This is a genomic window from Streptomyces sp. NPDC023157 (genome assembly GCF_055560575.1).
Genome location: NZ_JBVHIL010000002.1, coordinates 1006902 through 1019848, shown reverse-complemented (window position 1 = coordinate 1019848; position 12947 = coordinate 1006902). Strand labels below are relative to the sequence as shown.

Sequence of the window (12947 nt, the reverse complement as noted above, 5' to 3'; positions counted from 1 at the left end):
AAGGCAGTGCGGCGAAAGCCGCGCGGAAAGGCACGCGGAATGCCGGGGGAGGGCGCGCGAGGGCGCACGGAAAAGAAGAAGGGGACGGACTCTGTCCCGGAGTCACGTCGAAACTGCCGAACCGACAAGCGCTCACTACGGCTGCGTCACCAGGCCGTAGGGAGAAGTGCGGGGGGTGACCCGCTCACCTGAGACTAACCGGCCGGTAACGAGCGCGCCAGTCCCGGGAAGTTGAGGAAGATGTGATCTGGATCGCGGATAGGCTCCGATTCATGGCCCGATTCATGAACAGCGCCGAGGATCCCGAATTCTGCTCGATGATCGATCGATTGAGGGAAGAGGTCGAGAATGCGGAAGGCTCCCTCCCCGCCGCATTCGAGGAACTCGCCGGGCCGCTCGGGGCGGAGGAACTGCACGAGGCCCTCACCGCCCCCGGGCAGCCGCTGTGGGCCCGCGAGATCGCCGCCTTCCGGCTCGGCCTCGCCGGCGACCCCCGGGCCTTCGAGGCGCTGGTCCTCCTCCTCAACCACCGCGACGCCGAGCGCTGCGTCTCCGCCGCCTACGCCCTGACCCGGCTCGGCGACCCGCGCACGGCGCGCGCCGCCGCCGCGCTCGCCACCAACGAACTGCGGGTCGCCTACGCCCTGTTGCCGGTCCGGCTGCTCGCCGCACTGCGCGCCCCGGAGAGCGTGCCCGCACTGGTCGAGGTCCTGGAGCGACGGCTGGCCGCCGGCGACCCGCACTGGCGGGTCGGCCTCGCGTGCGTGGAGGGCCTCGGCTCACTCGCCGACGCGCGCGCCCGCGGGGTCCTGGAGGCGGCGCTGCCGCACCCGCGGCTCGGGGGAGCGGCGCGGGAGGCGCTGGGGCGGTTGGAGGGGTAGGGGCTGCTCGACCTGACCGACAGGGCTGTCGGCCTTGACAGTTTTCGCTAGAGTGTCGGATGCCATCCACTCTCCATGCTTCTGTCAACGGAGGCGTGTCATGCCCTCTGTGAGTCCGACCGACCCGTCGGTCCCCCGGTCCCGCGGGCTCCCCCGGGTGGCGGCGGCCGGCCTCGGCGCCCTGGCCGTGCTCGCGCTGCTCGCGGGCGTCGCCGTGACGGCGCTGAGCGTCCGGGTCGACGGGGTGAGCATGACGCCCACCCTCCAGGACGGCGACCGGCTCCTCCCTGTGCCCGGCTCGGCGGGCGAGGTGCGCCGGTTCGACGTGGTGCTGCTCCGCTCACGCCACCAGGACGCCCTGCTCGTGAAGCGGGTCATCGCGGTGCCGGGTGACCGGATCGCGATCGTGTCCACCGCCGACGAGCCCTTCCGGGTCCTGCTCCAGGAGCACGGCACCGGCCCCGTACGCCGGGTGACGGCCCCTCAGTGGACGGACCGGGCGCGGCGGACCGGCAACTGCTGCACATCGGAGGGCATCCGCTCGGCCCGGCCCGCGCTGCGGACCGTCCCGGCCGGGTCCTTCTTCTATCTGGGGGACAACCCCGATCTCTCCGACGACTCCCGGAGCTACGGCTGGGGCGAGATCACGCGCGTCGAGGGCCGGGTGGGGCTCAGTGGCAGCCCCTTGCCGACCTCGTCGGAGCTGGGCGGACGGCCGGTCCTGGAGGTGGACCGGGGGCCGATTCCTTGAGGGGGGAGGGGATGCCTCCCTAGGGGGCGGGGGGTGTGTCCCCCCTGCTGAGCGCGATCCGCAGGAAGGTGTCCGCGATGCGGTGGGCCGACTCCTCGGGGGAGCCCGTGGCCTGGACCATGTGGCTGGTGGTCAGGCGCACGGCCGCGTCGACCGCCAGATCCCGCGCGACCGGGTCGACGGCGGGCCAGGCCTCGGCCACATAGGCGTCGGTCATCGCCGTCGCCGTGGCGAAGGCCGACGTGGCGCGGGTGGTCAGGAAGGGGAGCAGTCCGTCGTCGCCGGTACTGGTGAGCGTCGCCTTCACCAGGGGGTTGCGGGCGGCGAGCGTCAGCGTGAAGCAGACGGCGGCCGACACGGCCTCCCGCAGGTCGTCACGGTGCTCGTCGAGGGCTGCCTGGACGCCGACCAGGCAGCGTTCCAGCTCGCGTTGGAGCAGCGCCTCGCCGACCGCCTCCTTGGAGGGGAACTCCGAGTACAGCGTCTGCCGGCTCACGCCCACGGCGGCGGCGACGTGCGCCATGCGCAGCTTCTCGAAGCCGCGTTCCGTGACGAGTTCGTACGCGGCATCCAAAAGGCGCTCGCGCAGCAGCGTGCGCACCGTCTCCCTGAACCTGGCCATCGACCCAGCCTAGTCCAGCAGGATTTTAGGGCGAGACTGTCCAAACTGTTGACACCTTCTCTCATAGTGTCCAATTCTCGGACGAGTGGCCACGCGCTGTCCTGACTCCGCTCCCTCACACGCCAGTTGGAGAAAGCACATGACCGAAGAGACGAGACGGACGGCCCCCGAGCCGCGCGGCGTCACCCGCTGGCGCAGGTCCGTGTTCCTGGCGCTGCCGGCCACCGCGGCCGTCGCCGGGATGGCCACCGCGATGGTGCAGGGCGCGCTCGCCGCGAACCTCTCGCTGACCAGCGTCCCCTTCACCCTCAGCTCCCGCACGGTCGCCGCGCCCACGGGCATCGGCGCCGTCATGCACACCATCGACGCGGGCGGGGCCAAGGGCGCCGCCGAGGTCGGCATCGCCCAGGCCGGCCTGGACGGGCTCTGCGTCCACGCCACCCAGGCCGTCAACCTGCCGGTCATCGGCAGCCTCGGCACCTGGTCGCTGAACATCTCCTCGCCCGCCGCGGCGACCCCGCTCACCCCCGACCAGCTCGCCGGGGGCGAGGGCCTCCAGGCGCGCAAACTGATCCTCGACGCCCAGGCCCTCAAGACCTCCAAGGCCACCCTCACGGCCAGCGACACCACGCCCAACGTGATCGGTGCCGCCGCCGACGGCAGCGGCATCAAGAGCAGCGGCATCAACGACGGCGCCCCGGGCCAGTTCGGCCTCGACGCCACCGGCGGCCGCACCACGATCGAGGGCCTCAAGGCCGACGCGAACGGCGCGACCATCGCGGGCGCGATCACCCTGCCGGACCTCACCATCGGCATCGCCCACGGCACCACCAGCTGCTGACCGGGGCGCCCCGCACCGCACGACCCGCCCCACCGGTCCGGGACGCCGCACGGGACGCGGCGCCCCGGACCACCCTGCGGGCCACGCTCCCCGGGGTGATCCGGAGCGGGTCACCCTCCCCGGACCACCCTGCGGGCCACGCTCCCCAGACCACCCCGTGAGCCCCGGGCCACCCCGTGGCCCAGCCGCCCCCCCCGCCGGCCGCCCCTCCCCGTACGTCCCCACCCAGACCGCTGCGAGGCCCTCCATGACCCCTGATCCGGCAATCGAACGGCCCGGGACCGGCGCCGTGCACCGGGCCCGGCTCGCCTTCCGGCGCTGGCGCCGCACCCGGCCCTTCTGGGCGGGCCTGTGGACCGGCCTCGGCGGCTTCGTGATCTTCTTCCTGCCGCTTGCCCCGCTCGGCAAGATCCTGCAGATCGGCGTCGGCGGCATCGCCGGGATGTCCGGCGGCGTCGTCCTGATGGCCATGGCCCTGCTCATCCTGCTGCTGCCGAGCCAGCGGCACACCGCAGGCGTCATCGCCGTGATCGCGGGCGTCGCCTCCTTCCCGCTGTCCAATCTCGGCGGCCTGTTCGTGGGCATGTTCCTCGCCGTGCTCGGCGGCTCGATGGCCTTCTCCTGGCTGCCCGGGAAACCGGCCAAGCGGCTGAGGCGCCGCCGGGCGTACGAGGGGAGCGCGGCCGCATGAGCCCCCTGCCCGGCGCCCGTGACGCCGCCCGGTCCCTCGCCCGCGCCGCCGCCGCCCGGAACGCCGCCATGCTCGCCGAGGCGGCGGACGGCACCCGCCGGGGCACCCGGTGGGGACGCGGCGCCCTCGCCTTCGTCCCCTCCGTGCTCGCCGCCGGCGCGCTCGGCGCCGCCCTGGCCCAGGGAGCCCTCGCAGCCAACTTCAGCGTCACCGGCCAGCCCTTCTCGCTCACCTCCAACGGCATCTCGGGCACCGGCTTCGGCGCCGTCGTCAACACCCCGCCGGTCGGGCACGCGGACGGCAGCACCACCACCGACACGGGCATGGCCCGGGTCGGCTTCGCCAGCGCGGGCCTCGCCGGACTGTGCGGGATCGTCCACCAGTCGATCGCCGGGGTGCCGTACTCGCTGCTCCTGACGGCCGGGCAGAAGGTGACCGCGACCCCGCCCGCCGCGTTCACCACCGACATCGACGCCTCGAACCTCTTCATCCAGGCCACCGAGCTCAGGTCGTACGGCCCCACCACCCTGCAGAACGCGGTGATCGGGCAGTCCGCCGACCAGGTCCTCGTGGACGGCAAGCCGCTCACCGGCGCCGTCCCGGGCGGCTTCGGGCTCGGCTCGGCCGGCGGACCGGGCGGCAGCTCGGTGAACCTGCACGGCCTGGACGCCACGGCCTACGACGCGGAGATCGCGGGCGCGCTGGTGCTGCCCGAGCTCGACATCAGGATCGTCGGCGGAACGGCGACGACATGCTGAGCGCCCTCGCCGCGCGGGCGGTGGCCGCGCACCGCTGGTTCCGCGCCTTCCGGCGGACGCGCCCGTTCTGGGGCGCGGTGTGGCTGGTGGCGGGCGGCTGGACCGTGCTCCGCTTCTCGCTCAGCTCGGTCCAGCTGATCGTCAGCACCGGCTTCGGCGCACTGGCCGGCTACCTCACCGGCGGCGGGATGATCCTGTGCGGGCTCATCCCGCTGGTGGCCCCCCGGCAGCGCTACACCTTCGGCCTGATCGGGTGCGTGCTGGCCGTCGTCTCGCTCGTCGTCTCCAACCTGGGCGGCTTCCTCCTCGGCATGGCCCTGGGCGTCCTCGGCGGCGCGATGCTCGTCGGTTGGGGCCCCAAGCGCCCCCGCCGGAGCGCCCTGCGGGAGGCGCGATGACCGGGACACGGGATACGGGAGGCGCGTCCGCCGGGACACGCGATACGGGAGGCGCGTCCGCCGGGATACGGGACTCGGGAGGCGCGATGAGCGGGACACGGGCCTGGCGTCGCGCCCTCGTCGTCGGCGCCGTCCTCCTGGCCGCCGTCGGCACGGCCGTCGGACCGCCGCAGCTCAGCGACGCCGCACCGCGGGCCGCCGCGCCCGCCCCCCTGGGGGTGCCGTTCCTGCCCTCGCCGGACCCCCTGGACGTACGGATCGACAGCTTGCTCGCGGTCTCCCTCACGGTGGAGAAGGACGTGACGATCCGGCTCTCCGACGGCAGCGAGGTGCGGACGAACAAGTACACCTTCACCAAGTTGAAGATCCGGCGCCATATGAGCGTGACCCAGCGCGCGGCCGGTCACACCGTCACCATCGACGTGCCCGACGAGGGCTCGCTCGGCGGCTACGACAGCGCGGGCAAGGCCGAGACGACCGTGATGTGGGGCCGCATCGACCGCATCTGCGTCCTGGTCATCGCCTGCAACGTGCAGGGGCTGCTCGACTGGTTCGGCCAGTTCATCCCCCTCACCGCCGGTGCCACCGAGTTCGCGGGCACCATTTACGCGATCCGCACCACCGACGACCACGCCGCCCTCGGCAGCACCGACAACCCCGTCCACCTGCCCGGCACGATCACGGTGACCGGCCCGTGAGCGGCGCCGAGACGTCCCAGGAGGGGCGCACCCACTGGCGCCGCTCGCTCGCCGTCGCCCTGCCCGCGCTGCTCGTCGCGGGCCTCCTCGCGGCCGCGATGGCTCGGGGCGCGCTGGCCGTCGGACTCCGGATGCAGGACCAGCCCGTCGACTTCACCACCAGCAGCCTGTACGGCACGCAGTACGGCGCCGCCGTCGTCGACCAGACCGTCGGCAGGCCCGACGGCACCACCGGCACCGTGCGCGTCCTGCGGATGGGCTTCGCCGACGGTGTCCTCAACGGGCTGTGCCTGAGCCGGCGGCAGCAGATCGGGGGACTCACGTACACCCTGCTGCTGACCCTCGGCGACAGCGACCCGGGGACCTGGGAGATCCGGACCAGGAACACCGTCCTCGACCTGCGCACCGCCACCGGCACCCTCGACATGGACGGCATCGTCGACCTCAACGTCAACGGCGCCGACGTGAAGACCGTCAAGGACGCCTCGGGCGGCTACGTCGTCAACCCGCTGGACAGCACGCAGCACCGCTTCGGCATCCAGGCCCGCTACGCCAAGTTCGACTCGATCACCGGCACCGCGCAGGACATGCAGATCCCCGGCCTGCTGACCACCCCGCGGCTGACCCTGTCGGTGAAGCGCGGCGCGGTCGCCTGCCCGAGACCGGCCGACCCGACGGGCACCCCCGGATCCCCGTAGCGCCAGGCCTCGGGTCCGCCTCTCAGGTCCGGTCCTCCGGTATGAGCGCGAACGCCTCGATCTCGATGAGGAGTTCGGGCCGGACCAGGGCGCTCACCTGCACCGCGGAGCTCGCCGGCAGCGGGGCCGCGCCGAAGGCGGCGTCACGGGCGGCGCGGACCGCGGGGAGGTGCGCCACGTCCGTCACGAAGTACGTGAGCTTCACGACGTCCTCGAAATCCGCGCCGGCCGAGGCCAGGCACCGGCGCAGGTTGTCGAAGACCTGGTGGGCCTGCGCCGCCGGGTCGCCGACGCCGACGACCGCGCCGGAGGCGTCGAAGGCGCACTGCCCGGACACGGCCACGAACCGGCCGGTGCCCCACACGACATGGCTGTACTGCGGGCTCGGGGCGAGGCCCTCGGGCGCGGACACATGAGTCAGATGCGTGGTCATGCGTCACATCCTGACGCACCCCACTGACAGTCCGGCCGGGCGGCCGCGCCCCGGGCCCGCCCCGGGCCCGCTCAGTGCTCGTGGCCGAGCACTCCGTGCAGTGCGGTGCCCGCCGACGGGGCGTCCTCGCGGGCCGCGGAGGCCTTCGCGGGCTCGGGCTCCGGGAGCGTCTCGCAGACCGCGTCCGTCTCCGACCCGGCCTCGCCGCGCGGCACCGTGCCGGTGGCGAGGTACGCGTCGAGGTGGTTGTCCAGGCAGGCGTTGCCGGCCAGGGTCACCCCGTGGTTGCCGCCGCCCTGCTCGACCACCAGGCTGGAGCCGCTGATCATCCGGTGCAGGGCGACCCCGCCCTCGTAGGGGGTGGCCGCGTCCTCGGTCGCCTGGAGGATCAGCACCGGGGGCAGCCGGTCGTTGGTGACGTCGGGCGGGGTCAGCGAGGCGACCGGCCAGAACGCGCAGGGCGCGTTGTACCAGGCGTTGTTCCAGGTGGAGAACGGCGCCTTGGTGTGCGCCTCCCAGTTGTCCTTGCGCCAGACGTTCCAGTCGCGCGGCCAGGCGGCGTCGCGGCACTGGACGCTCGTGTAGACCGAGTAGCCGTTGTCCGTGGCGGCGTCCGCGGCGCCGAAGGCCTCGTACGCCTTCACCAGCGGGGCGGGGTCGGCGTCGTTGACGTACGCGGCGAACGCGCCCGCGAGCCGCGGCCAGTAGCCGTCGTAGTAGCCGCCCGGCAGGAAGGTGTCCTCCAGCTCCGCCGGGCCGACCTTGCCGCCGGCCGGCGCGGTGCGCAGCGCCTCGCGCATCCGGTACCAGGCCGCGTCGACCTCCTCGGGGTCGGTGCCGAGCCGGTACGTGGCGTCGTTGCGGGCCACCCAGGCGGCGAAGTCCTTGTGCCGGGTGTCGAAGGCATAGTCCTGCGCCAGGTTGTCCTCGTACCAGACGCCGTGCGGGTTGACGACGGAGTCCAGGGCCATGCGCCGGACCCGCTCGGGGAACAGGCGGGCGTACACGGCGCCCAGGTAGGTGCCGTAGGAGTAGCCGAGGTAGCTGAGCTTCGGCGCGCCGAGCGCCGCGCGGATGGCGTCGAGGTCCCGGGCCGTGGAGACGGTGTCGATGTGCGGCAGGACGTCGGCGTACTTGTCGCCGCAGGCCTTGGCGAAGGCCTGGGCGCGCTCGACGCCCGCCCGCTCGTCGTCTGCGCCGCGCGGGACGGAGTCGGGGCGGACGGGGGTGAAGTGGCCGGGCCGGCAGTCCAGGGCGGGCTCGCTCTTGCCGACGCCGCGCGGATCGAAGCCGATGACGTCGTACTGCGCGGCCACCTCAGGCTTCAGGGCGGCCGCCACGTACCCGGCCATCCCGCGCCCGCTGCCGCCCGGGCCGCCGGGGTTGACCAGCAGCGGCCCCTGGGAGGCCTTCGCCGTGTGCGCGACCCGGGTGAGGGCCAGCGTGATCGTCCGCCCGGTGGGCCGGTCGTGGTCCAGCGGCACCTTCAGGGTGGCGCACTGGAGCTTCGGGTACGCCGTGGTGGCGCAGCCGGTCCAGCGGAGCGGGGCGGTGGGGCGGGGGGCCGGACCGGTCGCGTCGGGGGTGGTGGCCGAGGCGGACGCGGGCAGGACGGTGACCGCCCCGGCGACCAGCGCCCCAGCGGCGATCAGCGTTCCTGCGCGTGGTGTCATACGGCGTCCGTGCCCCGACCACGGCCCGGAGGGACCGGTTCCGCCCAGAGTTGACCCGTTCGGAGGACGTTCCGGCGCCTCCGGTACGCCGATTCAGAGCAGGGTCAGCTGTTCGGCCGCCGCCGGGGGAGCGTGGTGGTCGGGGACCGGTATGCGGCGCGGGGCGCCCCGGTGGGCGGGGCCGATGCCGAACTCGGCGGCCAGTTCGTGCACCTGACGGGTGATCCGGCGCTGGTACCAGGTCGGCGCGTAGGCCCCGGCCGCGTACATCCGCTCGTAACGCCCCACCAGTTCCGGGTGGTGGTGCCGCAGCCAGCCGAAGAACCACTCGCGGGCGCCGGGTCGCAGATGGAGCACGAGCGGGGTGACGGAGGTGGCGCCGGCCTCGGCGATGGCGCGGACCGTGTCGCGCAGCTGCTCGGGCCGGTCGCCCAGGAAGGGCACGACCGGGGCCATCAGGACCCCGACGTCGATGCCGTGCCCGGCGAAGGCGCGTACGACGTCGAGGCGCCGCTCGGGGGAGGGGGTGCCGGGCTCGACGGTGCGCCACAACTCGCGGTCGGTGAAGCCGACGGAGACGGACACGCCGACCTCCGTCACCTCGGCGGCCTGCCGGATGAGCTCCTGGTCGCGCAGGATCAGCGTCCCCTTGGTGAGGATGGAGAACGGGTTGGCGCGGTCCCGCAGCGCCTCGATGATGCCGGGCATCAGTCTGTATCTGCCTTCGGCGCGCTGATAGCAGTCCACGTTGGTGCCCATGGCGATGTGCGCGCCCTGCCAGCTCCGGGAGGAGAGCCGGGCGCGGAGCAGCTCCGGGGCGTTGACCTTGACCACGATCTGGGAGTCGAAGCCGATCCCGGTGTCCAGGTCCAGATAGGCGTGGGTCTTGCGGGCGAAGCAGTACACGCAGGCGTGGGTGCAGCCCCGGTACGGGTTGACCGTCCACTCGAACGGCATCCGGGAGGCGCCGGGCACCCGGTTGACGATCGACCGGGCCCGCACCTCGTGGAAGGTGATGCCGCGGAACTCGGGCGTGTCGAACGTGCGGGTGACCGCGTCCGTGCCGAACAGGGCGATGTCGGCGGGCGCGGTGGGCGTGGCGGCGGTGGCAGGGCTGTCGGCCAGACGGTCCCATCGCATGGCGCCTCCTCGGGAGCGGGGGTGGAAACCAGAATAGAACACATGTTCCCTTGATCGTCGCAACCCGGATTTCGCGCCCCGGCGCGCAGGTGGTTGGCTTGACGCACATCCCTGAGAGATCAAGCTGGAGGAAGTCCCATGGCGCAGGTCGAGGCCACGACGGAGCGGGTCATCGCCGCCGACGCGGAGACGGTGTTCGATGCCCTGGCCGACTACAGCGGCACGCGCGCGAAGCTGCTCCCCGAGCACTTCAGCGAGTACGAGGTGCGCGAGGGCGGCGACGGGCAGGGCACCCTCGTCCACTGGAAGCTGCAGGCCACCAGCAAGCGCGTCCGCGACTGCCTCCTGGAGGTCGGCGAGCCCACCGACGGGCAGCTCGTCGAGAAGGACCGCAACTCCTCCATGGTCACCACCTGGACCGTCACCCCGGCCGGCGAGGGCAGCGCGAAGGTCGTCGTCAGCACCGTCTGGAACGGCGCCGGCGGCATCGGCGGCTTCTTCGAGCGGACCTTCGCGCCCAAGGGTCTCGGGCGCATCTACGACGCCGTGCTGGCCAAGCTGGCCGCCGAGGTCGAGAAGTAGCCTCGGGAAACGGATCGGGGAAGTAACGCTCCGATCCCTCACCGATTCGAGTGGTTTCCCCGCGACCCCCACCAGAGCGCCCGGCGCACCCAGGGGTCGCGGGAAGCCCCGTAAACGCCCTGATGAGCGCCCCAAGTGCGCGGTCCCCGAGGGGCGTTCGGGGCCCGGCGGCCCACCCTCCTCCCGTACCGCCCGACTTGCTCCCGCTTCGCGCGCAATGCGAAGAATGACGCGCGCAGACGCCGTGACGAGGGGAGCAGCACGTGGGTGCGATCACGCTTGCGAAGCACGCCCGAGGAACCGAAGCCGCCCAGGCCGCCCAAGAGGACGGTGAAACGGTCCCGCTTCCCGTCGTCGGCCCGCCCGCCGCCCAGGCGCCACCGCCCGGCCCGCAGGCCGAGCTCGACCCGCGACGGGTCCGGCTCGTCTTCTGCGGCCTCATGCTCGCGCTGCTGCTCGCCGCGCTGGAGCAGATGATCGTCGCCACCGCCCTGCCGAAGATCGTCGGCGAACTCCAGGGCCTGGACCGGATGTCCTGGGCGATCACCGCCTACCTGCTCACCGCCACCATCGGCCTGCCCGTCTACGGGAAGCTGGGCGACCTCCTCGGCCGCAAGGGCGTCTTCCTCTTCGCCATCGTCGTCTTCGTGATCGGCTCCGGCCTCGCGGGCTGGTCGCGCAGCATGGACCAGCTCATCGCCTTCCGCGCCCTCCAGGGCGCCGGGGCGGGCGGACTGATGATCGGCGTCCAGGCGATCATCGCCGACATCGTCCCCTCCCGGGAACGCGGCCGCTACATGGGCCTCATCGGCGCCGCCTTCGGACTCGCCTCCGTCGCCGGGCCGCTGCTCGGCGGGTTCTTCACCGACCACGTCTCCTGGCGCTGGTGCTTCTACTTCAACGTGCCCTTCGGCCTCGTCACCCTCGCCGTCGTCGCCGTCGTCCTCAAGCTGCCCAAGCCCGCCGTCCGGGCCCGCTTCGACGTCCTCGGCGCCCTGCTGCTCGCCACCGCCTCCACCTGCCTGGTCCTGCTGACCAGTTGGGGCGGCACCCGGTATGCCTGGGACTCCCGGGTCATCCTCGGCCTCGGCTGCGGCGCCGTCGCGGCCGCCGCCCTCTTCCTCCTCGTCGAGCGCCTCGCCCCCGAACCGCTCATCCCGCTGCGCCTGTTCCGCGACTCCGTCTTCACCGTCACCAGCCTCGTCGGCATGGTGGTCGGCATCGCGCTCTTCGGCGCCGCCAGCTATCTGCCGACCTTCCTGCAGATGGTCGAGGGTGCCACCGCCACCGAGTCCGGCCTGCTCATGCTCCCGCTGATGGGAGGCATCGTCATCGCCTCCGTCGTCTCAGGCCAGCTCATCAGCCGCACCGGCCACTACAAGGTCTACCCCGTGCTCGGCGGCGCCGTCGCCACCCTCGGCATGTGGCTGCTCTCCCGCCTGGACACCGACACGCCCCGCCTCCAGCAGGGCCTCTGGCAGGCCGTCCTCGGCCTCGGCATCGGCCTCGTCATGCCGGTCCTCGTGCTCGCCGTGCAGAACTCGGTGCGCCCCGCCGACCTCGGGACCGCCACCAGCGCCCACACCTACTTCCGGCAGATCGGCGGCAGCGTCGGCGCCGCGGTCTTCGGCACCCTCTTCGCCTCCCGCCTCGACACCGCCCTCGCCGACCGGCTCCCCGAGAACGGCGCCGCCGCGCTGCCCGCCGCCGACTCGATCACCCCGCAGGCGGTCCACGCGCTGCCACCCGCCCTGCGCGACGCCTTCGTCCAGGCGTACGCCGACGCGATGCCCCGGATCTTCCTCTACCTCGTGCCGGTCCTCGTGCTCGGCCTCGTCCTCGCCTTCTTCCTCAAGGAGAAACCGCTGGTGTCCCACCACACCCCCGCCACCGAGGCCCCCGCCCCCGCTCCGGCCACCGCCGTCCCGCACGCCCGGCCCGGCATCCCCACCGGCGCCCCCGCCCCGCTGCTCGCGGGCGTGCCCGTCTGCGGCACCGTCCAGCACCACGACGGCAGCTGCGTGCCGCGCGCCGCCCTCACCCTCATCGACGTCCAGGGCCGCCAGGTCGGGCGCGGCGCGAGCGGCGACGACGGACGGTACGCGCTGAGCGCGCCCGGCCCCGGCGCGTACGTCCTGATCGCGGCCGCCGGCGGCCACCAGCCGCAGGCCGTCGCCGTCACCGTCGGGGAGCGCCCGGTCGACCTCGACGTCGTCCTCGGCGGCGCCGGGCGGCTCGCCGGGGCCGTCGTCACCGCCGACGGCACCCCCGTACGGGACGCGGCCGTCACCCTCACCGACGTCCGCGGCGAGGTCGTCGCCTCCACCCGCAGCGGGCGCGAGGGCGGCTACGTCATCGGGGAGCTGGTCGCCGGCGAGTACACCCTGGCCGCGAGCGCCCCCGCCTTCCGGCCCGCCGCCCTCCCGGTGAGCGTCCAGGCCTCCCGCGAGACCCGCCAGGACATCGAGCTGGCCGGCGGCGCGGTGCTGCGCGGCACGGTGCGGGCGGGCGGCGGGCGGCCCGTCGAGGACGCCCGGGTGACCCTGCTCGACGCCGCCGGCAACGTCGTCGACACCCTCACCACCGGCCCCGACGGGACCTTCCGCTTCGTCGACCTGTCCTCCGGCGAGTACACGGTCATCGCCGCCGGATACCCGCCGGTCGCCACCGTCCTCCAGGTCGCGGGCGGCGGCCGCACCGAGCGCGACCTCCAGCTCGGCCACGAGGACTGAGCGCGCGCGGCGCTACCGAAGGGCCGGCCTGGTCGCCCGGGCCGGCCCG

The 12947-nt window shown here is 73.5% G+C and carries 14 protein-coding genes; 10 read left to right on the top strand and 4 right to left on the bottom strand.

Annotation, left to right across the window (positions count from 1 at the left end):
- Nucleotides 1-272 precede the first annotated feature (272 nt).
- Together ACZ3ZE_RS10205 and lepB are read left to right on the top strand one after the other, a co-directional pair.
- Complete coding sequence (locus ACZ3ZE_RS10205; protein ID WP_467258346.1) at nucleotides 273-881, top strand: HEAT repeat domain-containing protein; 609 nt, start codon at nucleotides 273-275, stop codon at nucleotides 879-881.
- 100 nt (nucleotides 882-981) lie between these two features.
- Entirely contained in the window at nucleotides 982-1632 is a 651-nt protein-coding gene (lepB, locus tag ACZ3ZE_RS10200) for a signal peptidase I (protein ID WP_467258343.1), read from the top strand.
- Between the two features lie 19 nt (nucleotides 1633-1651).
- On the opposite strand, the gene ACZ3ZE_RS10195 is transcribed toward lepB, so the two are convergent.
- Nucleotides 1652-2254 carry a TetR/AcrR family transcriptional regulator gene (locus ACZ3ZE_RS10195; RefSeq protein WP_361622772.1) on the bottom strand — a complete coding sequence of 201 codons (603 nt, stop codon included), beginning with the start codon at nucleotides 2252-2254 and terminating at the stop codon, nucleotides 1652-1654.
- Between the two features lie 139 nt (nucleotides 2255-2393).
- On the opposite strand from ACZ3ZE_RS10195, the gene ACZ3ZE_RS10190 reads away from it, so the two are divergent.
- From ACZ3ZE_RS10190 to ACZ3ZE_RS10165, 6 genes are all read left to right on the top strand, one after another.
- Nucleotides 2394-3095, top strand: coding sequence for a DUF6230 family protein (locus tag ACZ3ZE_RS10190; protein ID WP_467258340.1), 702 nt, complete (start codon nucleotides 2394-2396; stop codon nucleotides 3093-3095).
- A 247-nt stretch (nucleotides 3096-3342) separates the two neighbouring features.
- Nucleotides 3343-3786 carry a DUF6114 domain-containing protein gene (locus ACZ3ZE_RS10185; RefSeq protein WP_467258338.1) on the top strand — a complete coding sequence of 148 codons (444 nt, stop codon included), beginning with the start codon at nucleotides 3343-3345 and terminating at the stop codon, nucleotides 3784-3786.
- Entirely contained in the window at nucleotides 3783-4544 is a 762-nt protein-coding gene (locus ACZ3ZE_RS10180) for a DUF6230 family protein (RefSeq protein WP_361174655.1), read from the top strand. The genes ACZ3ZE_RS10185 and ACZ3ZE_RS10180 overlap by 4 nt, the downstream gene beginning before the upstream one ends.
- Nucleotides 4538-4942 carry a DUF6114 domain-containing protein gene (locus ACZ3ZE_RS10175; RefSeq protein ID WP_361622763.1) on the top strand — a complete coding sequence of 135 codons (405 nt, stop codon included), beginning with the start codon at nucleotides 4538-4540 and terminating at the stop codon, nucleotides 4940-4942. The genes ACZ3ZE_RS10180 and ACZ3ZE_RS10175 overlap by 7 nt, the downstream gene beginning before the upstream one ends.
- Nucleotides 4943-5028: 86 nt before the next feature.
- The gene (locus ACZ3ZE_RS10170) at nucleotides 5029-5640 is read left to right on the top strand and encodes a hypothetical protein (RefSeq protein ID WP_361622760.1); all 612 of its coding nucleotides are present in this window, start codon (nucleotides 5029-5031) and stop codon (nucleotides 5638-5640) included.
- The gene (locus ACZ3ZE_RS10165; RefSeq protein ID WP_467258336.1) at nucleotides 5637-6338 is read left to right on the top strand and encodes a DUF6230 family protein; all 702 of its coding nucleotides are present in this window, start codon (nucleotides 5637-5639) and stop codon (nucleotides 6336-6338) included. The genes ACZ3ZE_RS10170 and ACZ3ZE_RS10165 overlap by 4 nt, the downstream gene beginning before the upstream one ends.
- Before the next feature lie 22 nt (nucleotides 6339-6360).
- Here ACZ3ZE_RS10165 and ACZ3ZE_RS10160 read toward each other — a convergent pair whose 3' ends face one another.
- The 3 genes from ACZ3ZE_RS10160 to ACZ3ZE_RS10150 all read right to left on the bottom strand — a co-directional run bounded on the left by ACZ3ZE_RS10160 (nucleotide 6361) and on the right by ACZ3ZE_RS10150 (nucleotide 9584).
- Nucleotides 6361-6771 (bottom strand): RidA family protein, encoded by a 411-nt coding sequence (locus ACZ3ZE_RS10160; protein WP_467258333.1) that lies wholly within the window; start codon nucleotides 6769-6771, stop codon nucleotides 6361-6363.
- A gap of 71 nt (nucleotides 6772-6842) precedes the next feature.
- Nucleotides 6843-8444 carry an alpha/beta hydrolase gene (locus tag ACZ3ZE_RS10155; protein ID WP_442305262.1) on the bottom strand — a complete coding sequence of 534 codons (1602 nt, stop codon included), beginning with the start codon at nucleotides 8442-8444 and terminating at the stop codon, nucleotides 6843-6845.
- A gap of 93 nt (nucleotides 8445-8537) precedes the next feature.
- Complete coding sequence (locus ACZ3ZE_RS10150; RefSeq protein WP_361174638.1) at nucleotides 8538-9584, bottom strand: Rv2578c family radical SAM protein; 1047 nt, start codon at nucleotides 9582-9584, stop codon at nucleotides 8538-8540.
- A gap of 138 nt (nucleotides 9585-9722) precedes the next feature.
- Between ACZ3ZE_RS10150 and ACZ3ZE_RS10145 the strand changes: the two genes are divergently transcribed.
- Together ACZ3ZE_RS10145 and ACZ3ZE_RS10140 are read left to right on the top strand one after the other, a co-directional pair.
- Nucleotides 9723-10166 carry an SRPBCC family protein gene (locus ACZ3ZE_RS10145; protein WP_361174635.1) on the top strand — a complete coding sequence of 148 codons (444 nt, stop codon included), beginning with the start codon at nucleotides 9723-9725 and terminating at the stop codon, nucleotides 10164-10166.
- 263 nt (nucleotides 10167-10429) lie between these two features.
- Nucleotides 10430-12898 (top strand): MFS transporter, encoded by a 2469-nt coding sequence (locus ACZ3ZE_RS10140; RefSeq protein ID WP_467258331.1) that lies wholly within the window; start codon nucleotides 10430-10432, stop codon nucleotides 12896-12898.
- Nucleotides 12899-12947 lie beyond the last annotated feature (49 nt).